The sequence below is a fragment of the Enterococcus sp. 3C7_DIV0644 genome (genome assembly GCF_002141235.1).
Lineage (GTDB): Bacteria > Bacillota > Bacilli > Lactobacillales > Enterococcaceae > Enterococcus_D > Enterococcus_D entomosocium.
Genome location: NZ_NGLK01000001.1, coordinates 1,928,834 through 1,949,809, shown reverse-complemented (window position 1 = coordinate 1,949,809; position 20,976 = coordinate 1,928,834). Strand labels below are relative to the sequence as shown.

The window sequence follows — 20,976 nt, the reverse complement described above, 5'->3', positions numbered from 1 at the left end:
TATAGCAAAAGAATTGTTTTTTTACTACCAAAAAAGCTAAAACAAACTAAAATTTTTAGTTTGTTTTAGCTTCTACTTTGATTAGTTACTTTGTTCCGCCAAAATGCAGAAGGACAAGGGGGCGATGGTTATTCTTGGCGCTGCTACGCCGCGAGAAGTGAGCCCAGCTCCTTTGGGGTCAGCAATGATGTGCCAAGAAGCATTTTCTGTTGCCGTCGGTAAGTCAAAGGACCAGCTTTCTTCCGTGCTATTGAGTATAACGAATAAAGAACGCCATGGATGCTGTTTGTCACGATTGGGTACTTGATACGCCAAGCGATTTTCATTCTTTGTCTCATAAAAGACCATGCTTTCAGCCGTTTGGGTCGTGGCATCTCTCAATGGTGCATAGGACTGCCGCAATGCCCACAAGCCCCGATACAGCTCGCGCAACTCTTTGAAGGTTTTGGCACGTGACCAATCCAGCTGATTGACTGCCAGTGGCGAACGGAAGGAATTTTCATCGCCTTCTTTGGTACGGCCAAATTCTTCCCCAGCTTGAGTCAGCACTGCTCCTTGGCTAGTAAACAAAATGGCTGCTGCTAGTTTATTGCGGGCTAAAAGCTCAGGATCAAACTCATAATTTCTTTCCTTCACTGAAGCCTGCATGGTTGCCACCAGCTTGTCCCATAAGGTCAAATTATCATGGACTGAAGCATAGGCGATCACTTGGCGGGGCGATTTTGCCCAGCGCTCGGCGCCTTCTTGTGCGGCAACTTTCGTATTTCCTTGAATCGCCGTTGCCAAATTTGCTGCATAAAAGGTTTGCTTGACTTGCGGTTGACCATTCATTCCTTGAATAAACGCGCCGTCTGTTTCTTCAAAGACATCGCCTTTGATACTGTCTCTTAAATCATTGCTAAAAACCGCAACGCCTTCTGACAGTGCCCAAACATTACTTTTATTTGCTGGGATATTCGGCTGAATAATTTGATTGCTGCCGGCATCCCATGGCTCGCCGTATAAAATCACATGGCTGAAGCCGGCATCATCTAGGCGTTGCCGCAACTGGTTCATGGTTTCCACATCGATCAGGCCCATCAAATCAAAACGAAAGCCGTCGATTTTGTATTCTTGCGCCCAATATAAAACTGAATCAATGATAAATTTACGCATCATTTTCCGTTCAGAAGCCACTTCATTGCCGCAAGCAGAACCGTCCGCAAAATTCCCTGCATCATCTTGACGGTAGTAATAATCAGGCACCGTCAAATTAAACCATGATTCTTCCGTGATCGCAGTGTGATTAAAGACCACATCCATCACAACGCCGATGGCTTCTTCGTGCAGCGATTGGATCATTTGCTTGCATTCACGAATCCGCGCCTTGGGATCACTAGGATCAGAAGCGTATCGTCCTTCAGGTACATTGTAATTTTTCGGATCATAGCCCCAATTGTAGGCAGACGAAGTTTCATCATTGTCAAAATCGAAGATCGGCAGCAGATGAACATAATTGATCCCCAGCTCTTTTAAATAGGCCATGCCAGTTGGTTGACTTTCATCTCCCACCAGATGGGTCTTTTTTTCAGTGAAGGCTAAATATTTTCCGCGATTTTCTGGTGAAATACCGCTGTTTTCGGCACCACTGAAATCTTCGACATGCAATTCCCAAATATAGGCATCTGTGATCGACTGCTGACCGACGCCGTGACTTTCCTGCCAACCTTCAGGATCTGTTTCCTTTAAATCAATGATCGCACCGCGGTTTCCGTTGATCCCTACTGCCTTGGCATAAAGATCCATCGCTTCTATTTTCTGCCCATCTCGTTGAAACTCAAAGGTATAAAACAGCTCCTTGACGTTTTCTTCCGTCGTGACTTGCCAACAGTTGTCTTCTTGAACCATTGGCAGCGTCAGCAGACGATCGTCAGTCCCAGCAACACCGCTTTGATAAAGCAATACTGAAACGGCCTCTGCCTCTGGTGACCAGCATTTGAACGTGGTTTGCTGTCCTTGAAAAGTCACACCAAGATCATTCCCGTGATACGTATGTTCTTCTAAAAAACCGATCCTGCGATCGATCGCAATCTTTTTTTCTCCATACTGCGTGTTTTGTCCCATCAAAATTCCTCCATTCAACGTTTCTAACTATAAAAGCCAGTTACTTTTCTGCTATTTCTACCTTCTCATATTTCTTGAAAATTGCCAACAATAACTGACAGCGTGCATACAAAAAACAGCTAAGACCAAAAAAGCAGGCAATGTACATGCTGAAAACCAGCGCATAGGGTGAAAGAAGCATGATGACAATAGGGGCTGCAGTCAGAAGATGAAGACTAAGTATTTTAAAAGGGTGCTTTGCGGCGACTTTTATGCTGTTCAAAAGGATCGTTTTGATTCCGCTATCGTAACGTGCGAGTAAGAAAAACGAAACTTGGAAAAATTGAAGCCACATGAACGTACAAATTACTAAGCCTACGGTAAAAAGATCAGGCGTCCCTTTTAGTTGGAAATAATACAACCAATCAGCAGTCAAAAGCCACAAAGAAAAAAGTAGACTGATCCAGATAAGAGTGCTCTTTCGAAAGCTTTGGCAAAAGACCGACCAAAACTGCTGAACAACAGCCGGTGCTTTTCCTTCTATCAGATCAGTCGCCACTTTAGAACCCGCAGTAATGGCTGCACCGATCGTGAAGAGCGGCAAACTAAAAAACAAGAGTAGTACATTTAATAGGAGCAACTGGCTGAATTTCCAAGCGATTCGTGCGAAGAAGTTTTCTGAATGAAAAAAGTGTATCATGTGGGTTTACTCCTTTACTGATCCGACAACGATTCCTTGAACGAAATATTTTTGTAGAAGCGGATAAATAATCAATAACGGCACCACTGCCACCACGATCTTCGCTGCATTCAAGTTTCGATCAGAGACCGCTAGCAGACTTTGTAGCTGCTCGGAAGTCAAATTCCCAGCTTGTTGCATTGTTTCAGCAATGTTGACTGATAGTGTTTGGATATAGGTCATTAAAGGATAGTTTTCAGTCTTGGTCATATAGATCAGTCCACTGAAAAAATCATTCCAACTACCGACAATACTGAATAGAGAAACGGTTGCCAAACACGGCAAAGACATTGGAATATAGATTCGTCCCAAAATCTGCAGTGGGTTGGCCCCATCGATCCGAGCAGATTCTTCCAATGATTTGGGAATTCCCCGAAAGAAATTCATCACCAAGAGCACACTGCCGATAGGGACTGCACTAGGTAAAATCAGGGACCAAATCGTATTCAATAATCCTAGATTGCGAACGACCAAATACGTTGGGATCATGCCGCCACTGAAGAGCATAGCGAAAACCATCACACTCATGAATAATTTTCTCGTTCGAAATACTTTTTTTGATTTAGATAGCGGATAAGCCATCGTTACGATCATCACCAAATTCAGCAATAAAGAGATCACCACACGAATGACTGAAATACCAAAAGAACGCCAAAACTGCTGATCGCTCATGATGCGCTCATAAGCCGCTAAGGTCAGATCTACTGGCCATAGCCCCACAGCATTTGCCGCGACGGCACTGCTGCTGCTTAAAGAAAGTGCCACGACATTCAACATCGGTACTAAACAAGAAAGAGCCAAAACAATGACGATCAAATAAATTACTGCATGCCGTATACTAAATTTTTCTTTCATCTCTTTTTTCCTTTCCTTAAAACATCACTCTGTCAGTCTTCTTCTCCGCAATTTTGTTGGAAGACCAAATCAAGAATAGACCGATCACCGATTTGACCAGACCAACGGCGGTTCCTAAGCTATAGTCTCTACCGATCAGACCGATTCGGTAGACATAGGTATCGATAATATCGCCGCTTTGATACACAACCGGAGAATACAGGTTATAAATTTGGTCGAAGCCGGCATTCAAGATATTAGGCAGCGACAAAATCGTCATCAGCAAAATAAAAGGCATCATCCCCGGCAGGGTTACGTGCCAGACTTTTTTTGACCAAGAAGCACCATCCATCGTTGCTGCTTCATATAATCCCGGATCAATCGAGGTAATGGCAGCAAGGTACACGATTGAACTGTAACCAAAACTTTTCCAAACATCGGTCCCGATCAGCAAACGAGGAAACAGCTGATTACTACCCAAAAAGTTTAATGGTTCTACACCAAAGTTTTGTAAAATCTGATTCACCGTTCCATCAAGACTGAATAAATTGACCACTACTGAAGCCAATATGACCCATGAAAGAAAATGGGGCAAATATACGATGGTCTGAATGGAGCGTTTCATCCACTTTACACGTACTTCATTTAATAGAATCGCAAAAAGAATCGGTACGATCGTATTAAAGACAATTTTCCAGAAAGCGATGAAAATCGTATTTTTAGTTACTAAGAAAATATCCGGTAAACTGAACAAATAGCGAAAGTGCTCGAATCCCACAAATTCAGAACCAAATACACCTTTCGCTGGCACATAATCTTGAAATGCCATCAACAACCCAAACATAGGACCATAAGAAAAAATCAAAATAAAAATTATGCCTGGTAAAATCATCCCTAGAAAGAAAAGCTGATCTCGAGAAAACCACTTTTTCTTTTCTTTTTTGCTTTCTTTTTCAACAGAAAGTTCCATTTACTTACTCCTCCATAAATTTTTTGCCTCACCAGCCGCTTGATGAAAAAATTCGAACAAAGAAAAGGCACCTGCAGTCGGTTTTCCTGCATACAACCTTGCTTTTCTTTGTTCGAAAGACGAGTGTCAGAACCGCTGGAGTGGCCGCTTAATTATCTGCTCGCTGATCTACTACTTCTTGCATTTCTTCAAGTATGGCTGTCCCACCTTGGCTATTCCAGGTTTCAACATAGTTGTCGAAGTTTTCCAGGGGTTCTTCTCCAGTGATAAACTTAATGAAGGTCTCTTCCTCCAGTTTCCCTACTTGTGCGCCGTTTCGTTCATTGGCTTTGATCGAATCAAAACGCGGTGGTTTCACTTCATTCAAGCGTCCTTGCTCTCTGATACCGCCCATCACATTATTGACGGCTAAATAGCGGGAGGCATAGCGGGTCCAGTCCACCGGATCAGTTTCTTCAGGGCTATCCAGATATTGCTTGATTTTTTCGGCGTTTTCTTTGATGAAGAAGTTGGAGATATCCTCGATAGATGTTTCGCCAACCGCCGCCTTGGAAGCTTCTACTGCATCATCAATCTCACTATAGGCTTTTAAGAAAACAACATTCCATGGACGAACCGTCCCATCGACATCCACTTTCGCATAGTCATAAATTTCCGGAAACTCGGCTTCAATATCTTCCGAGTTGACAACTTCACCATAAATCAGATTGATCATCTCCATGATTTTTTCCGGCTCAGAAAAACCTTTGCGCACCACGATGTATTGCCCAGTGCCGCGGTTAGCCACGGCATTGACCCCTCCATCGCCGTTAGCATTTTCAAGGGCATAAGGAACAAATTCAGCATTTGGATCATTTTGTTTGGCTTGTACTAAGCCCCAGTCAGGCATGTGCCAAGGACCAAAAGCGATGCCCGTTTCTCCATTAACCATCATGGCATGGATATCGTCATACGTGCGGGTACCAAATTGCGGATCCATGAACCCTTCATCTTGCCAGTCCTTCAGTAGCGTTAGTGCTTCTTTCATTTCTGGCGTATTGGATCCATAAAACATCTGCCCATTCTCATCTTGGAGATACGATTTTGGGTAGGCTCCAAACGCATTCATGATGGCTGTTCCGGTATATGCCGTGCCGCCATGATTTGGCGAAGACAACCAGAAGGCCAATGGCAAACCAACTGCTTTTCCGGTATTGGCTAAATCATTTTCTTGAAAAGCAATCGCTGTTTCCTTCAACTCATCCAATGTAATTGAGCGATTGCCATCTTTATCCAGTTCAATACCTAGCTCATCTAGCCAGTCCTGGCGCAACCAGACAAGATTGGGCCCGAAGTCATCGCTAGTAGATGGGATCGCCATCAAACGATCATCAAACGTGGCTGCTTCTAACTGAATCCCATCAAACGAATCATAGATGTCTTTTAGAAAATCGTCGGCATGCTCCTCAAATACTTCGGTCAAGTCTTCCACTAAATCATTGTTAACTAATTCTTCCAATTCATCTCTTGATCCGACGATCATCGTATCCGGTAGTTCCCCTGAAGCGATCGCTAGCGATACTTGACGATCATAGTCTTCCCCATGGGCTTCAAAGGCACTCTCCAGCTCGATGCCCAAGCGTTCTTGAATCAATCGAGTATATGCGTTATTGCTGTAAGAATCCCCCTCAGGCAGTTTCGAGTTCGGTGCGGTCTGGCGTCCGATCGTAATCACGGTATCCCCATTTTCATTGGTCTTTGCTTCTTCTGAACTGCATCCTGTCATAATAAGTGCTGAAGCAACTGCTGTTAACATTGCTGTCCCCCGCCTAAATTTCATTGTTTTCCTCCTCAAACTTTTTTGATATCCTTATTATACGCAATCGCTTCCACAGAAAATATAGCACTTTTTTCAGATTCATAGCACGATTTCCAGAAAAATAAAACGTTTACAAATTCGCTCTGTTGCTTTTTTTGTTTATCGCTTACTATAGAAAGAAGAAGCGACTGCGTAATTTTCTCTATACGAAAGGACGGCGAAAACCATGTACCGACTGCTGCTTGCTGATGACAGCTACGATCAAAGAGAAATGATCAAATACTTCTTGAGTCAGCATGAAAAAGAATGGCTGATCGAAGAAGCCAAAAATGGCCGCGAAGCCTGGCAACTTTTTCAGGAACAGCCCTTTGACTTGATAATTACCGACGTAAAGATGCCCTTTATGGATGGACATGCCCTCGTAGCGAGAATCAAAGAAGCAGTTCCTGAAATTCCTGTGATGTTTATCAGCGGCTTTGAAGATTTTCATTATGTAAAAAAAGCCATACAGTTAAAAGCGGTTGACTACCTCTTAAAACCAATCGACCCTGATGATTTTTATGAACAAATAAATAAAATCATTCTTTTTATTGATCAACAAAAGCAGCGCGCTTACACAAAAACAATCGCACAAACCCATTACTTGAAAGAGATTTTGAGTAAACTTTTTTATGGCTATCCTTGGCATTCACTGCCGAAGGAAGAGCAATCGATTGCACAAGATTTTTTTAAGACTCATCCCTCTTTTTTTCTCGTTACTTGGCCGCTGGATTCTTGGAATGCGCCGGATTTTGTCCCTTCGCTATCTGCTGCATTTCCTGAAATGTTCAGTTTGTTTTTAGCTCCAGCACAACTGCTCTTTTTTAACGAACCTTTGCCAAAAAGGGAAATCGAAGAGCGAAAAAACAACTTAACTACCTATTTTTCCGAACAGTTTCAGCAAAAAATAACACTTTTTGACAGCGGACCAGTTCCCCACCATTCAGGGGTGTATGGCACCTATCATGACTTACTGAGAACCAGTCAGCGGTCTTTTTATCAGCAAAACAAAGGGAAAATCTGCCAGTTGCTTCCGGGAGATCACTACATCGTCAAGAAAGCGCTTTTTGAAAAAACCGTTTCGTATGTGAATCAATACGAAAGTAAAAAAGCCCACGCGCTTGTGAAAACAGTTTTCGACTGCTTTGAAACAAATGGACGTGAGGAACCAACCAATGCCAAGTTTTATTTTGCGACCTTTTATCAAACAATCATCGATCAGTGCACGATCACTTTTGATGCGGAGTGTGGCGCTAATCAGATTGGAAAAATACTGGAAGCGCCAAGTCTGCAACTAATTGCGGATATTTTTGATGCCCTCTTCCATTATATCCATGATGCATTGCTTCAAATCAACGGGAGCCAGTCAAATGACTATGTGCGCCAAGTAAAATCCTATATATTCGCTCATTTTCACCAAGAGTTGAGCTTGGAGCGGTTAGCAAAGGAAGTCAATATCAATCCTAACTACCTAAGCGAATTATTCAGTACTTCTGAAGGCATGGGTATCACCAAATACATCAAGTCTTACCGTATCAAACAGGCTCAGAAGCGTTTAAAGAACTCGAACTGCAGCATTCGAACTATCTCCAAACAAGTTGGCTTTAATCATTATTCCTATTTTTGCAAAACGTTCCGAGAAATTGTCGGAATGACGCCGGATGCGTATAGAAAGAGAGGTCCCTTTTGTTAAGAAAAGTCCACGATTGTGTTAAAAATTTTCGTTTTCAAAAAAAGATCGCCCTTATTTCAATTCTTTCAAGCATTGTTCCTCTGATCGTTTTGACCTTTGTCGGGGTATCTATCATCCGAGCCTTTATCCAACAGCAGGAAAAAAGTGCTTACTCCGATAATCTCAAAAGTATCAGCTATCAGTTAGAAAGCAAGATCCACACCTATCGGGACAGCCTGCTCTTTTTAGCCAACAATACCGCCTTGACGCAAGAGCTTTCTAGTCAACGCTTCTCAAACTTTGATCAATACAATCTCTTTCAAAATACGATCGTGCCTTTGTTTCACAGTGTTCGTTTTCCGCAAGCAGATATTAAAGGCATCACGCTATACACCACGATCGATCTTTATGATCATGGGCAATACGTCAAAAAAATCACGGCTGATACAGCACTGCCTTTTCTAAAAGAACAACCTTCGACCGAGATTCGAACGTATTTTGACAAAGAACGGGAGGAACTTTCTTTTTATACCAACCTTTTTTTAAAAGGCCATACCGCAGATTCCTTAAACTACATCGTTTTAACCATCGATCGAGCAGCATTGTTCACGAATCTTGATGCAGTCACTGAGGAACCTTACGATTTGACGATCCAGTCAGAGACCGGGCAGACGCTTTACCGCATTGATTATTTGACGAAGCAGCAGCGTACTCAAAAACAGTGGCTGGTTGGAAGCGCAGTTATTGAAGAAGCCCCTGTACTGCTGGATAATCATTGGCAAATCGTTTTTGTTAAAACCGCACAGTCATTTTTCAGCAGTCTACTGTATCTAGTTGGTGCGGCACTCATTATCTTTGGTTTTGTATTAGTGATATTGGTTTTATCCAGCTGGTGGCTAGCAAAAACCGTGGTACAGCCGATCAATTCTTTGGCCCAGCAAATGGCTTCTTTATCAATGGATCAATTCAAAATCCAGCACACATATTCTTCAAAAGATGAAGTCGGACGGTTATACACCAATTTTCAAAAAATGCTAGATAAAATCGCTGAGCTGATCAATGAAGTATATGAAGCCGAATTGAAACAAAAAGAATACGAATTGCGGGCTCTGCAAGCCCAGATCAATCCGCATTTCTTTTATAATTCCTTAGCACTGATCAGCAATACTGCCACACTAAACGGCAATCACGAGATCCGTGAGATGGCTCAGCTGCTGTCTCGATTCTACCGTCTCAGCCTAAACCAAGGATCCAACCGGCTATCCATCACCAAAGAACTCGATCTAACAATCACCTATGCTAAAATCCAGCAAAAAATGCATCACCATTCCTTTGATTTAGTCCTCGAAATTGACTCAGATATCGATGAGTATCCGATGATCCATCTGCTCTTGCAGCCGTTTGTCGAGAATGCCGTCTTTCATGGGCTTGATCATATTGAAGATGACCGCAGAGGGGTATTGACGATCCGCTGCCTCAAAGAAGGACAATGGCTACGGTTTGAGATTCAAGACAATGGTCCCGGGATTGATCCTGAACAGCTAAAACAACTGGAGGAACCTTCTGATCAACATTATGGTATCAACAATGTACGCCAACGGCTAGCATTGTACTATGGCGCGCAAGCTTCCTTATCGATTCAATCAGTAAAAGGTGAAAACACCACAATTGTTCTACTCATACCGCAAGACTTACCTCCTCAAAAAAAACCGTCAGTGAAGAATGTTTAATCACTAACGGTTTTTTGGTGTCAAAATATTCAGATATTTATTTTAATGCTTGATTTCAAGTACCTATTCCTCTACAGCAAACGTACCGACCTCTAATAATCCTTGCCGACCCTGGTCTCGCGTCACGCCTTTTGCTTTCTTTAACATTCGTTCCCAATACTCCACGGTATCTTTTATAAAATCCTTGTTGCCGTCAGTACACCCTTCACGAATAAACAGCAATACCAAACCGCTAAAAAAAATCAAGGCTTCTTCATGGTATTTCCTCAGATCGTTTTCTTGCTCACATTGAAAAACAGCTGATTCAGCGATTGCTTCTTGAAAATATGCAAAAGAACACTCTTTTATGTAGGGACCACAACCAATATCATTTAAAAATAATGCAAAAAAGAGGGCTCGATTGCGACTGGCGAACACGTAATAGTCATGCCAAAAACAGTATAGAGGATCCAGTGTCATCACCGTCTCTTTTTTTGCTTCATGAATGTCATGGAAGACATCATCGACCATTGCCTGTTTATAATTTTGCATATTTGAAAAATTCAAATAGATTGGTTGGGTCGATGTTCGTGCATATTTAGCAATGTCGCGGACAGTGATTGGCCGATAAAGATATTCCACCAGATATTTTTTTAAACAGTTGATCAAATATTTTTTCGTAATCGTTGCTTTTCTCATAATACCCCTTCCTTTCTTGAGGCGATCAGCTCTCGCTAACGCTCCTCTACTCTCACTTGCTTTCTTCCAGTGAAACACCACCAACACCCAATTTTCTTACTGAAAGTAATCTGCATACTTCTACTTTAACAAAAAAGAGAACGTTAACATATACTTTCTGCCGAATTTCTTAATTTTGTTTTATATTTTTGACCATTTTTCTAAAAAACCTTCCTGTTTTCCTCGGCTAAGTCTTAAGACTGATTTTTTTGATACTACTTGTGAAATGATACTATGTAATGTATAGTATGGATATGAACAGGAGGAGAGCCTTTGGATGCCCAATTAAAAAAAGGATTATTGGAAATTTGTGTTTTAGCCTATTTGCAGCACGGGGACTCTTATGGCTATGAATTAGTCAAAAATATTTCTCCTTTACTACCAATCTCAGAATCCACCCTCTACCCTATCTTGAAGCGCTTAGAAGCCAGCCGAGCGGTTGAGACTTACAACAAGAGTCATCAAGGACGGACCCGAAAATATTACCGCTTGACCAAACTTGGCAAACAGCGGATCGACGATTTTTTAACCAACGACTGGCCCCAATTGACATTGATCCAGCGATTTATTAAAGGAGGAACACTAGATGAACAGAGTTGATTTTATCAAGGCATTGGCTGCAGAATTATCTGAAAAAGTCAGACCTAGCGAGATTCATCAGCTGATCAACTATTATGACGAGATGATCGAAGATTTGATGGAAGAAGGATACACCGAAGAAGAAGCCGTGGCACGCCTTGGCTCCCCAAAAGAACTGATCCAAACAGTCACAGAAACAGAAGAGGTCGTGGTAGAGATTCCCCGCCGCTTTCATCCCTTTTTGCTCTTGATCTTAGTGCTAGGCTTTCCATTGTGGGGCAGCTTATTGTTAAGTGCCGCTTTGCTGATCCTAAGCTTTTTAATAATCATCTGGTGTGTGCCTTTCACCACTGGCATGATTGGTGTCACTACGTTTATCGGTGGGATTGCTAGCGTTGTCTTAAGTCCCATGCTGATGGCGGATGGTTTCTATCTCTTTTTAAGTCAGTTAGGCGTGGGGATTTTCTTATTTGGTTTAGGGCTGCTTTGTCTGATCGCCACTTATAGTATGAGCCGACCTTTTTCACGTCTTACCCGCTCCCTTGTCGTTTGGCCAAAATCATTTGTTCAAAACTATCGAAAGAAGGCAGTCCTATGATCAAAATCAATAAGCGCTTTTTCGTTTTTCTCAGTCTGTTGTTTATTATTCTCGGACTGGTCATCACCTTTATCGGTTTTTCAATGTCAGGGTACTCACCTGATGCCTACCATATTGAGCATCGTCGTTGGTATCAACTGATTGGTTTCTACACAGACTAATCGGCAAAAACAATTATAAGTTGTTTTTTTCGTCAGAAAAACTAGCAATTTGCATTAATTTCATGTATTGATGAAAAAATTGAACTTTCCTTTTTAACCTCACCATATTACTATATAGGTACATCCTGTATCCTATTTCATAGGGTAACCAGAAAAACCCATACCATCCTATGGGTTTTTTTGTTGTTTATAAAAGCAAAAAAGCGTGCCGCAAGTCCAGGTATCGCCAAGCCAGCTATTTTTAGCTAACCTTGGTAGAGCCTGTCTGCAGTACGTTTTTTCTACTGATCGATTATTCCCCTAGTACTGGCTGTTCTTGCACAGTGCCAATAGGAAACAAGGCGCGAAACACCCGGCGAACGATTGGGCCTGCAATGAACAATTGCAACGGCAATGCGACAATCACATTTTTCCCAATGTTGCTTAGCCAATTGACGAACACCGAGTGATCAGGGTTTGGATGCATCAACGCACCAAAGAGTGACATACAGATCACCATGCCGGCGATCATCAATGAAGAAATCAACCCGATTTTCTTCCAAGTAGCTGATTGATGGTCCAAAAATCGAAACGCCAAACCTTTTGCCGGACCAGAAACAATGAACCAATCCAAAATAAAGGCGACACAAAGGGCTAATGGCAATTCATTCCACGCCAATTGGAATGCCAATGCAGAAACACCGACTTGGAACATGAGGTTGTAAACACTCATAAAATACACCATGAAAATACACATAAGTGTCGTATAGATCAAACTTTCTTTTTTGTTGATGGGCATGTAACAACTTCCTTTCTCTTTTTCGTACTCGACTATTCTAGCAGAAGAAAATTTTTCGTGTAAGTAAAAGTTTGAAAACTTTCAAAAAAGTTTTTTGCTATTTTTTTATCCACTTCTCTTGACACTTTCTTATGAAGTCAGTAGAATAGCGATAGATTAAATCGTACAGATAACAAGCGGGTTCGCTTGTCGAGAGAGAGGCGGTTTCTATGAGAATAGAAACGGTCTCTTTTTTTGCGAATTTTTTAGAGGTGAGAATATGGAAAACAACAAAAAACTCGTGGGGGCGATCCTCGCAACCGGATTGATGTCATTTGCAGGCGTGCTGATTGAAACAGCCATGAATGTAACGTTTCCGACATTGATCGATCAATTTACGCTTTCAACATCCGATGTTCAATGGGTGACGACCATCTACTTACTGGTCATCTCCATCATTGTCCCAATATCGACCTACCTTTTGAAACGCTTCTCATTGAGAACCTTGTTTCTAGCTGCCAACGCCTTTTTCCTTGTTGGCTTGGTGATCGACTTTTTATCGCCGACGTTTGCCATTTTGCTGATTGGCCGCTTTTTCCAAGGTGCCAGCACAGGGATCGCACTGCCTTTGATGTTCCACATCATTTTGACTTACTCCCCCTTTGAAAAACGGGGAGCGGCAATCGGCTTAGGGAATTTGACCACTTCCATCGCTCCAGCGATCGGACCGACATATGGGGGCTTATTGACCGCCCATTGGTCTTGGAATGCGATCTTTCTTTTCTTGATCCCAGTCTTGCTGATCTCCCTAGTACTCGGCCTTTACTCGATCCCTAAAACGGCTGGGGCAAAAGACACTTCCCTGGATTTACTGAGTGTATTAGGAATCGTCTTGATGTTCAGCGGCTTCTTATTGTTCTTGAATCAAGTAGGCACCTTAGCGAGTCTACTGCCGCTGCTTTTCGGTTTCATTGGTGCTGGCTTGTTTTATCAACGCTCAAAAGGCCCGAACCCTTTGATTCGTTTGGCTGTTTTGAAAAACCGTAGCTTCAGTTTGTTTCTGTTTGGCTTTCTTGTTTGTCAGTTCCTTTTACTGGGCATTTCCTTTGTCTTGCCGAACTTTGTCCAACTCGCTTTGGGAAAAGATGCCTTTACTGCAGGATTAGTTATGCTGCCCGGGGCGGCCATCGGGGCGATCCTTGCGCCGATCTCTGGTCGGTTGCTGGATAAAGTTGGACCGAAAAAACCGATCCTGTCTGGTTTGACGTTGATTGCCATCGGTTGGCTTGCCTTAGCCCTCGTTTTGCGTTCGCCTTTCATTTGGAGCCTAGTTGCTGGACATGTCTTTTACATGATCGGGATCGGCTTAGCCTACAGCAATATGATGACCACCGGCTTAAACAAGCTGACTCCTGCGTTGTACGCGGACGGTAATGCGATCTTTAATACGCTACAGCAATTTTCTGGTGCAGTGGCGACGGCTGTGGTGGCGACCATTATCAATTTGGCACAAAATGCGGCGACCGATTACACCCAAGGGACGGTCATCGGCTCTCAAATCGCCTTATTCTTTTTGTGGGCCTTGGTCTTACTGACTTTCCTATTAACGATTAACTACTTCCGCAAAAACACCGACAAAAAAGCTGTCAGCTAACTGCGGCTTTGCCAATTGAAAAACAACGAAAAAAAGCCGCCCTCCCTTGAGGACGGCCCATAAAAAAATCCGCTTCCGATTCCCCTTCTTAGTCAAAGGGCGCTCTCGGAAACGGATTATTTTTTTAGTTTAATTCAGCTGAACCAACCGCTGTTTTGGCTGTCACTGTGCCTGTAGTCGTCAATGAAAGCTGACGCACTTTTTCGGCATTCGTGATGACCGTCAAAACATCTGTCTGTTTGCCAGCTGCGATAACGGCATCTAGATCCATCACTGCAAGCTTCGTTTCTGGTGTGACCGTATCACCTTCAGAAACAAGAACCTCAAATGGCGCACCTTTTAGTTCTACAGTATCCAAGCCCATGTGGACGAGAACTTCCGCGCCACCAGGCGTTAAAATCCCGATTGCATGTTTCGTTTCAAAAATGCTAGAGATCGTACCTGCAACAGGAGCATAAATCGTTCCGTTCGTTGGCTGAACAGCAAAGCCGTCACCCATCATTTTTTGAGAAAAGACAGGGTCAGAAACTTCAGTGATGGCAACTACTTTCCCATCAGCTGGAGCATAAAGGGTTTCTTCTGAAACTTGTGTTGCTTCTGGGGCTGCAGTTGTCGGTGCAGCAGTCGTTGGTGCAACAGCCGCTGCTGCAGCTGTATCAGCAGCCAATTGCGGTTCTAATTTATTTAAGAAGGTAACTTTTCTAAAGACGATAGTGCAAACAAAAGTGATCGCAATCGTCACCGCCATTGAGATGAAGACCATTGGATAGTTTTCAATTTTAAATGATAAGAAGCCAGGCAGTCCCCCTACACCAATACCTAATGCACGGGTATTCGTTGCAGTGATCAGCATTCCACCGAAGGCAGAACCTACCATTGCTGCGACAAATGGGTAAACATATTTCAAATTGATCCCGAACATCGCTGGTTCAGTAACCCCCATGTAAGCAGAAATCGTTGCTGGAACAGAGACTTGTTCTTCTTTTTTATTGCCACGGTGAAGGAACCAAATCGCCAATACTGCCGTACCTTGCGCAATATTTGACAGCATGATCATTGGCCAAAGGTTTGTTGTCCCAAAATCCGCTACTAATTGAGAGTCGATCGCTAGCGTTGTATGATGCAATCCGGTAATAACCAAAGGCGCATACAAGCCACCGAAAATGAAACCAAATAACCAGTTTAATGGTGAGGTCAAGCCAGCATTTACGACCCAAGAAATGCCTGATCCGATTTGCCAACCGATTGGACCTAATACCATGTGAGCTGCTAAAATAGTTGGCAGCAATGAGAACAATGGAACGAAGATCATTGAAACCGCTTCTGGAATCCATTTCCGGAAGAATCTTTCAAGATAAACCAATAAGAAACCTGCCAGCATTGCTGGGATCACTTGTGCTTGATACCCAATTTTATCAATAGTGAAGAACCCGAAGTCCCACGTATAATTTTGGGCGATTTCTGCAGCAGAAGTTGAACTTACTGAATAAGCATTTAATAATTGCGGTGAAACCAATGTAATCCCTAAAACAATCCCTAATATTTGCGTGGTTCCCATCTTACGTGTAATACTCCAGGTAATCCCTACTGGTAGAAAGTGAAAGATCGCTTCACAGGGCAGCCATAAAAAGCCGTTGACACCGTTCCAAAAAGTAGAAGCTTGCGTAATGGTTTGTCCACCTAGAGCTTCTAACGGTACACCTTCTAAGAAATTTCTCAGCCCTAGCATCAAACCACCGACAATAATCGCTGGTAATAACGGGGTAAAGATCTCAGCTAACGTAGCAATCGCTCGTTGCACGATATTTTGATTGTTTTTTGCAATCGCTTTGCTTTGTTCTTTAGAAACACCTTCTATTCCTGATACATCGGTAAAATCATTGTAAAACGTTGAGACATCATTGCCGATAATGACTTGGAATTGTCCCGCATTCGTAAACATCCCTTTGACACTTGGAATTTCTTCAATTGCCTTTTCGTTTGCTTTTGTCTGATCGTTCAAAACAAAACGCATCCGTGTCGCGCAATGTGTTACTGCGGCGATATTTTCTTTGCCGCCAACATATTCCAGCAGCTTCTCAGCATCATCACGATACTTTCCCATAATTAATAAACCCCTTTCATATCCACTTGTATATATATGTTTTAATTACGCACTAATCATAACTTGATAGTTTTGATATTGCAAGCGTTTCAAACCAATTTTTTTCACTTTTTCTACAAACAATACAAGTGAATAGAAAAGGTACCGTATTAAAACCTTAATAAATAAACGTTTTTTAAAATATTTGATTAATATAAAATAATATTGCCAATGACTTTATTTACTGTTTATTTAACAAAAAAGAATAAAAAAACAGGTGAGATAAATTGAAATAGCTTACAAATTACGTTATAATCATCTTGCATGTATAGACAAGTTTAAAGGAGGACAACTATTGTGAATACGATTATATTGTCTAAGGAAGAATGGCTGTTAACGGATCAAACCGGTACGACCTATCCGTTTTCTGGGACAGACAGTGAACGAGTTGCTGCACTGACCGCGCAGCTGCAGAAAATGGAAGGTGGCGGGATCGTCTCTGAATCGCTGGTGTTTACGAATGAAGAAGGGACTTTTTCACTGGACCAATGGTTGACAGAAAAATTGAATCGTCCCTTTGTTTGCACCACGAAAGAACAGTATGAAGAAAAAAGTGCTGAAATTCCTTGGAACCTCGAATACTATGGCTACACCCCTGGTAAAGATGAATACTCGGTGGAGTCACTTTTAACCGTCGGCAACGGCTATCTAGGGCTGCGAGGCACGACGCCTGAGATGACCATTTGTGAAGCGAACTATCCAGGGCTGTATTTAGCAAGTCTTTACAATACGGTAGAATCGGATGTTTCTGGTCATACCATCAGCAATGAAGACTTCGTCAATGCACCGAATCTGCAAAAAATGTACGTGAAGATCGATGATGAAGTGATCGACATTGCCAACAATCAGCTTCTTTCCTTTAAACGGACATTAGATCTGAAGACCGGCTTGTTCCAATCAGTGGCAGAAATTGAAACAAAAAAACAAAAGCGTCTGCGAATCGAAACGAAGAAAATCGCCAATATGCAAGACGTTCACCAATATAGCTTGGTCTATCAGTTTACCCCGCTGAACTTTTCCGGCACCGTTACTTTCGTCAGTGAAGCCGACGGATCGGTCTATAACTATAACGTCGCTCGTTACCGTAGCTTAACCAACCAGCATTTGACCGTGAAAGAGACAGCAGCTGAACAAAACAAAGCGCATTTAGTGGTCACCACTAACCAATCACAGATTACCGTTGTCCAATCCTCTGAACTGTTTTCAAAGGACCTGCCATTGGCTGAGCTGCACGCTGAAACAAACGACCAGCTCGTCCGTCAGCAAGTAGCCCTTGAGGTGACGGATGGACAAACTTATCGGGTCGAAAAATCAGTCACTGCTGCCGCTTATCGGCAAGAGGATCCGCAACCGGCATTTACGTTTTCTTCCTTAGCATTACCTGATTTTGCGACGATGTATACCGCCTCAAAACAAGCCTGGGCTGAATTATGGGCGAAAGCGGCCATCGAAGTCACTGGTGACTTGATGTCGCAAAAAATGCTGAATCTGCATACGTATCATCTGCTGGTCTCCGCAGCACCGAATGCTTATCAGGAGTCCTTAGATGCCAGTATCACTGCCCGTGGCCTACATGGTGAAGCCTATCGCGGTCATATTTTCTGGGATGAACTGTTTATCTTACCCTTTTACATTCTACATTTTCCTGACACCGCCAAAGAAATTTTGCTGTATCGCTACCGCCGCTTAGCTGCTGCCAAAAAAGACGCCCAAAAAGCCGGTTACCAAGGCGCCATGTTCCCATGGCAATCAGGCTTGGATGGCAGTGAGCAATCCCAAGAACTGCATTTGAATCCTATCAGCGGCGAATGGAAAGAAGACCACAGTCGCTTGCAGCGCCACGTCTCCTTAGCGATCGCTTATAACATTTGGCAATATTGGCACAACACACAAGACCGTCCCTTTATGGAACAATATGGATTAGAATTGATGTTAGAAGTCGCCCATTTCTGGCAAAGTGCTGCCACCTGGGATGATACTGCTCAACGTTACTTTATCGATAAAGTCATGGGACCAGATGAATTTCATGAAAGCTACCCAAATAGTGAACAAGGCGGCTTGAAAAACAACGCCTATACCAATATGATGGTAGTATGGTTGTTTGAAGAGATCGAGAACCTCCAACAACAACTATCAGCAGAGAGCTTCCAAGCAGTATTGGAGAAAACGGCTTTAACCCCAGCGGATATTGCTGCTATGGCAGATATTCGTACCAAATTAGGCTTAGAGATCGATCACGAAGGCATCATCGCACAGTTTGAAGGGTACTTCCAGTTGGAAGATCTGGATTGGGCCCATTATAAAGAGAAATATGGCAACATTTATCGGATGGATCGCATCCTAAACGCTGAAGGCAAGAGTGCTGACAGCTACAAAGTCGCGAAACAAGCCGATAGTTTGATGATTTTCTATAATTTCTCAAAAGAGCAAGTCAATCAAATTTTGGCGGATCTTTCTTACCAACTGCCAACAGACTATATTGAAAAAAATCTCCATTATTATTTGGCTCGCACCTCCCACGGCTCGACTTTGTCGCGGATCGTTCACGCTCAGTTAGCGGCAATGGTGGATGATCAGGAATTGGCTTGGTCGTTATACCAAGAAGCCCTCTCTTCTGATTATCGTGATATCCAAGGCGGGACCACGGCAGAAGGCATTCACGCCGGTGTCATGGCCGCTACGTTGTTTATTCCGTTAACCACTTTTGCTGGGATTGATATTCGAGAAGAGCAACTGCAGATCACACCAAACTTGCCAAAAGCTTGGGACAGCTTAGCCTTTCAGCTAGAAGTTCGCGGCACCCGCTTTGCATTGAATGTTACACATGAAACATTGACGATCACCGCTGATCAGCCAGTCACGATCTTAGTGAATGGGCAGCAAGTTTCTCTAGAAGCAAAGAAAGAAGCAACGATTACTTACTAAAAGGAGTGTTACACATGAAAAAAGGATTTGTTTTTGATTTAGACGGCGTTATCACGGATACAGCTAAATACCACTACATCGCATGGAAAGAATTAGCTGCGGAGATTGGGATCGAGATCGATTTGAAATTCAATGAGCAGTTAAAAGGCATTAGCCGCATGGATTCTTTAGAGCGAATCTTAACACTAGGCAACAAAAATGATGCCTACACAGAAGTCGAAAAAGAAGCCTTAGCGACAAAGAAAAATACCCACTATGTACAATTATTACAAAGCTTGACTCCTGATGATCTATTGCCGGGGGTAAAGACGTTCCTTGATGAAGCCAAAGCAAAAAATATTCCTTGTGCCATCGCTTCGGCATCCAAGAATGCGCCGTTTATTTTGGACAAACTAGGTGTCATGCAAGACTTTGATACGATCGTTGACCCAGCAACCTTGAAAAAAGGCAAACCAGATCCAGAAATCTTTATCCAAGCAGCGCTAGCACTAGGCATTGAACCGGCAGAAGCAGTTGGGTTTGAAGATGCTCAAGCAGGGATCGACGGCATCAAAGCTGCTGGTATGTACGCGGTAGGCGTTTATTCAGGAGAAGAACTACACGGTGCAGATGTGATCGTTGAAAAATTGACGGATCTAAACATTGACGAACTTTTGGCGAAATAGTCGATTGCATTTCCAAATTGGCCTCGCTATAATAGCCAAAGAGGGGGCAATCCGATGAACAAGTTCAAAGAGATATTTTTAGATTTAGAACAAAAAATTCTAGCAAACGAATACCCTCCGCATTCTTTGCTGCCTAGCGAAAACCAATTGATCAAAACTTATGGTGTCTCCCGCGAGACTGTCCGTAAGGCATTGAATTTATTGCGGGATGCTGGTTATATCCAAAAGAAACAAGGGAAAGGTTCGATCGTTTTAGACTTGAATCGCTTTGATTTCCCGATTTCTGGCTTGACGAGTTTTCGTGAGCTGCAAGATACCCAACGCATTCCTAGTGAAACAAAGGTTGTCGAGATCCGTAAGATCGCCGTTTCGCCAAAGCTGCACGAGACCACTGGTTGGCCTGTCGCTTCTGAGGCATGGAAACTGATCCGTCAGCGGAGAATCGATGGAGAAGTGGTGATTTTGGATAAAGATTACCTTGATGCTTCTATCATCGAAGAGTTGCCAGAAAACCGAGCGAAAGTATCGATTTTTGATTACTTTGAAAATGATCTTGGCCTTGAGATCGCTTATGCACAAAAAGAAATCACTGTTGACCCCGTCAACAAAGAATTGCGGGATCTAATGGATCTGCGTCCTGAAGATCAGCATGTCGTTACGGTTCGCAGCCTCGTGTATCTAGAAGACACGCGCTGTTTTGAATACACCGAATCGATCCACCGACTGGATAAATTCCGCTTTGTGGACTTTGCCCGTCGACGCAAGATTTGATGGACGTATAGACGTGAAAAAGACAAAACAGACCTAGACTTCACCGAGAAGTCTGGGTCTGTTTTATCTTTCAATCCCCCCCTCTCGAGATGATGCTGGATCGATCCTTCCTCTTTTCGCCTCTGTCGCTAACGATTCATCC

General features: G+C 42.9%; 17 protein-coding genes. 9 read left to right on the top strand and 8 right to left on the bottom strand.

Features of this window, described 5'->3' with window-relative positions:
- Positions 1-81: 81 nt before the first annotated feature.
- The 5 genes from pulA to A5877_RS09175 form a co-directional block, all read right to left on the bottom strand.
- Positions 82-2,103, bottom strand: a complete 2,022-nt coding sequence (pulA, locus tag A5877_RS09195) for a type I pullulanase (RefSeq protein ID WP_086316729.1) — start codon at positions 2,101-2,103, stop codon at positions 82-84.
- Between the two features lie 40 nt (positions 2,104-2,143).
- The gene (locus A5877_RS09190) at positions 2,144-2,782 is read right to left on the bottom strand and encodes a DUF624 domain-containing protein (protein WP_086316728.1); all 639 of its coding nucleotides are present in this window, start codon (positions 2,780-2,782) and stop codon (positions 2,144-2,146) included.
- A 6-nt stretch (positions 2,783-2,788) separates the two neighbouring features.
- Positions 2,789-3,676 carry a carbohydrate ABC transporter permease gene (locus tag A5877_RS09185; RefSeq protein ID WP_086316727.1) on the bottom strand — a complete coding sequence of 296 codons (888 nt, stop codon included), beginning with the start codon at positions 3,674-3,676 and terminating at the stop codon, positions 2,789-2,791.
- A gap of 16 nt (positions 3,677-3,692) precedes the next feature.
- Positions 3,693-4,625 (bottom strand): sugar ABC transporter permease, encoded by a 933-nt coding sequence (locus A5877_RS09180; protein ID WP_008376715.1) that lies wholly within the window; start codon positions 4,623-4,625, stop codon positions 3,693-3,695.
- Between the two features lie 148 nt (positions 4,626-4,773).
- Positions 4,774-6,444: an extracellular solute-binding protein gene (locus tag A5877_RS09175; protein WP_086316726.1), complete on the bottom strand. Its 1,671-nt coding sequence runs from the start codon at positions 6,442-6,444 to the stop codon at positions 4,774-4,776.
- A 205-nt stretch (positions 6,445-6,649) separates the two neighbouring features.
- Here A5877_RS09175 and A5877_RS09165 point away from each other — a divergent pair, with 205 nt between their 5' ends.
- Positions 6,650-8,155 carry a response regulator gene (locus tag A5877_RS09165; protein ID WP_086316725.1) on the top strand — a complete coding sequence of 502 codons (1,506 nt, stop codon included), beginning with the start codon at positions 6,650-6,652 and terminating at the stop codon, positions 8,153-8,155.
- Complete coding sequence (locus A5877_RS09160; RefSeq protein ID WP_086316724.1) at positions 8,149-9,864, top strand: sensor histidine kinase; 1,716 nt, start codon at positions 8,149-8,151, stop codon at positions 9,862-9,864. The genes A5877_RS09165 and A5877_RS09160 overlap by 7 nt, the downstream gene beginning before the upstream one ends.
- A gap of 63 nt (positions 9,865-9,927) precedes the next feature.
- Here A5877_RS09160 and A5877_RS09155 read toward each other — a convergent pair whose 3' ends face one another.
- Positions 9,928-10,629 carry a TetR/AcrR family transcriptional regulator gene (locus tag A5877_RS09155; protein ID WP_086316723.1) on the bottom strand — a complete coding sequence of 234 codons (702 nt, stop codon included), beginning with the start codon at positions 10,627-10,629 and terminating at the stop codon, positions 9,928-9,930.
- Between the two features lie 225 nt (positions 10,630-10,854).
- Here A5877_RS09155 and A5877_RS09150 point away from each other — a divergent pair, with 225 nt between their 5' ends.
- From A5877_RS09150 to A5877_RS17195, 3 genes are read left to right on the top strand one after another with little or no spacing between them, the layout of a single operon-like run.
- Positions 10,855-11,181, top strand: coding sequence for a PadR family transcriptional regulator (locus A5877_RS09150; protein ID WP_005232883.1), 327 nt, complete (start codon positions 10,855-10,857; stop codon positions 11,179-11,181).
- Positions 11,168-11,758, top strand: coding sequence for a DUF1700 domain-containing protein (locus A5877_RS09145; RefSeq protein WP_016619500.1), 591 nt, complete (start codon positions 11,168-11,170; stop codon positions 11,756-11,758). The genes A5877_RS09150 and A5877_RS09145 overlap by 14 nt, the downstream gene beginning before the upstream one ends.
- On the top strand, positions 11,755-11,919 hold the full coding sequence (locus A5877_RS17195) for a hypothetical protein (protein ID WP_005232885.1): 165 nt from the start codon (positions 11,755-11,757) through the stop codon (positions 11,917-11,919). Before A5877_RS09145 ends, A5877_RS17195 begins: the two co-directional genes overlap by 4 nt.
- A gap of 292 nt (positions 11,920-12,211) precedes the next feature.
- Here the strand turns inward: A5877_RS17195 and A5877_RS09140 are convergent, their stop codons facing one another.
- On the bottom strand, positions 12,212-12,697 hold the full coding sequence (locus A5877_RS09140) for a hypothetical protein (RefSeq protein ID WP_005226468.1): 486 nt from the start codon (positions 12,695-12,697) through the stop codon (positions 12,212-12,214).
- Positions 12,698-12,956: 259 nt separating this feature from the next.
- Between A5877_RS09140 and A5877_RS09135 the strand changes: the two genes are divergently transcribed.
- Positions 12,957-14,330: an MFS transporter gene (locus tag A5877_RS09135; protein ID WP_008376728.1), complete on the top strand. Its 1,374-nt coding sequence runs from the start codon at positions 12,957-12,959 to the stop codon at positions 14,328-14,330.
- Positions 14,331-14,454: 124 nt separating this feature from the next.
- Here A5877_RS09135 and treP read toward each other — a convergent pair whose 3' ends face one another.
- Positions 14,455-16,434 carry a PTS system trehalose-specific EIIBC component gene (gene treP, locus A5877_RS09130; protein ID WP_008376729.1) on the bottom strand — a complete coding sequence of 660 codons (1,980 nt, stop codon included), beginning with the start codon at positions 16,432-16,434 and terminating at the stop codon, positions 14,455-14,457.
- 336 nt (positions 16,435-16,770) lie between these two features.
- Here treP and A5877_RS09125 point away from each other — a divergent pair, with 336 nt between their 5' ends.
- The 3 genes from A5877_RS09125 to treR are packed head-to-tail and all read left to right on the top strand — an operon-like array spanning position 16,771 to position 20,834.
- Positions 16,771-19,398: a glycoside hydrolase family 65 protein gene (locus tag A5877_RS09125; protein ID WP_061053524.1), complete on the top strand. Its 2,628-nt coding sequence runs from the start codon at positions 16,771-16,773 to the stop codon at positions 19,396-19,398.
- 14 nt (positions 19,399-19,412) lie between these two features.
- Positions 19,413-20,063, top strand: a complete 651-nt coding sequence (gene pgmB / locus A5877_RS09120; protein ID WP_005232889.1) for a beta-phosphoglucomutase — start codon at positions 19,413-19,415, stop codon at positions 20,061-20,063.
- A 54-nt stretch (positions 20,064-20,117) separates the two neighbouring features.
- A complete protein-coding gene (treR, locus tag A5877_RS09115) occupies positions 20,118-20,834 on the top strand; it encodes a trehalose operon repressor (protein WP_005226457.1) in 717 nt (238 codons plus the stop codon).
- The last annotated feature ends 142 nt before the right edge of the window (positions 20,835-20,976 follow it).

Coding starts and splice junctions, on each gene's coding strand:
- A5877_RS09135 (WP_008376728.1), top strand. CDS start 12,957: ATGGAAAACAACAAAAAACTCGTGGGGGCGATCCTCGCAACCGGATTG.
- A5877_RS09175 (WP_086316726.1), bottom strand. CDS start 6,444: ATGAAATTTAGGCGGGGGACAGCAATGTTAACAGCAGTTGCTTCAGCA.
- A5877_RS09190 (WP_086316728.1), bottom strand. CDS start 2,782: ATGATACACTTTTTTCATTCAGAAAACTTCTTCGCACGAATCGCTTGG.
- treR (WP_005226457.1), top strand. CDS start 20,118: ATGAACAAGTTCAAAGAGATATTTTTAGATTTAGAACAAAAAATTCTA.
- A5877_RS09145 (WP_016619500.1), top strand. CDS start 11,168: ATGAACAGAGTTGATTTTATCAAGGCATTGGCTGCAGAATTATCTGAA.
- treP (WP_008376729.1), bottom strand. CDS start 16,434: ATGGGAAAGTATCGTGATGATGCTGAGAAGCTGCTGGAATATGTTGGC.
- pulA (WP_086316729.1), bottom strand. CDS start 2,103: ATGGGACAAAACACGCAGTATGGAGAAAAAAAGATTGCGATCGATCGC.
- A5877_RS09180 (WP_008376715.1), bottom strand. CDS start 4,625: ATGGAACTTTCTGTTGAAAAAGAAAGCAAAAAAGAAAAGAAAAAGTGG.
- pgmB (WP_005232889.1), top strand. CDS start 19,413: ATGAAAAAAGGATTTGTTTTTGATTTAGACGGCGTTATCACGGATACA.
- A5877_RS09165 (WP_086316725.1), top strand. CDS start 6,650: ATGTACCGACTGCTGCTTGCTGATGACAGCTACGATCAAAGAGAAATG.
- A5877_RS17195 (WP_005232885.1), top strand. CDS start 11,755: ATGATCAAAATCAATAAGCGCTTTTTCGTTTTTCTCAGTCTGTTGTTT.
- A5877_RS09185 (WP_086316727.1), bottom strand. CDS start 3,676: ATGAAAGAAAAATTTAGTATACGGCATGCAGTAATTTATTTGATCGTC.
- A5877_RS09140 (WP_005226468.1), bottom strand. CDS start 12,697: ATGCCCATCAACAAAAAAGAAAGTTTGATCTATACGACACTTATGTGT.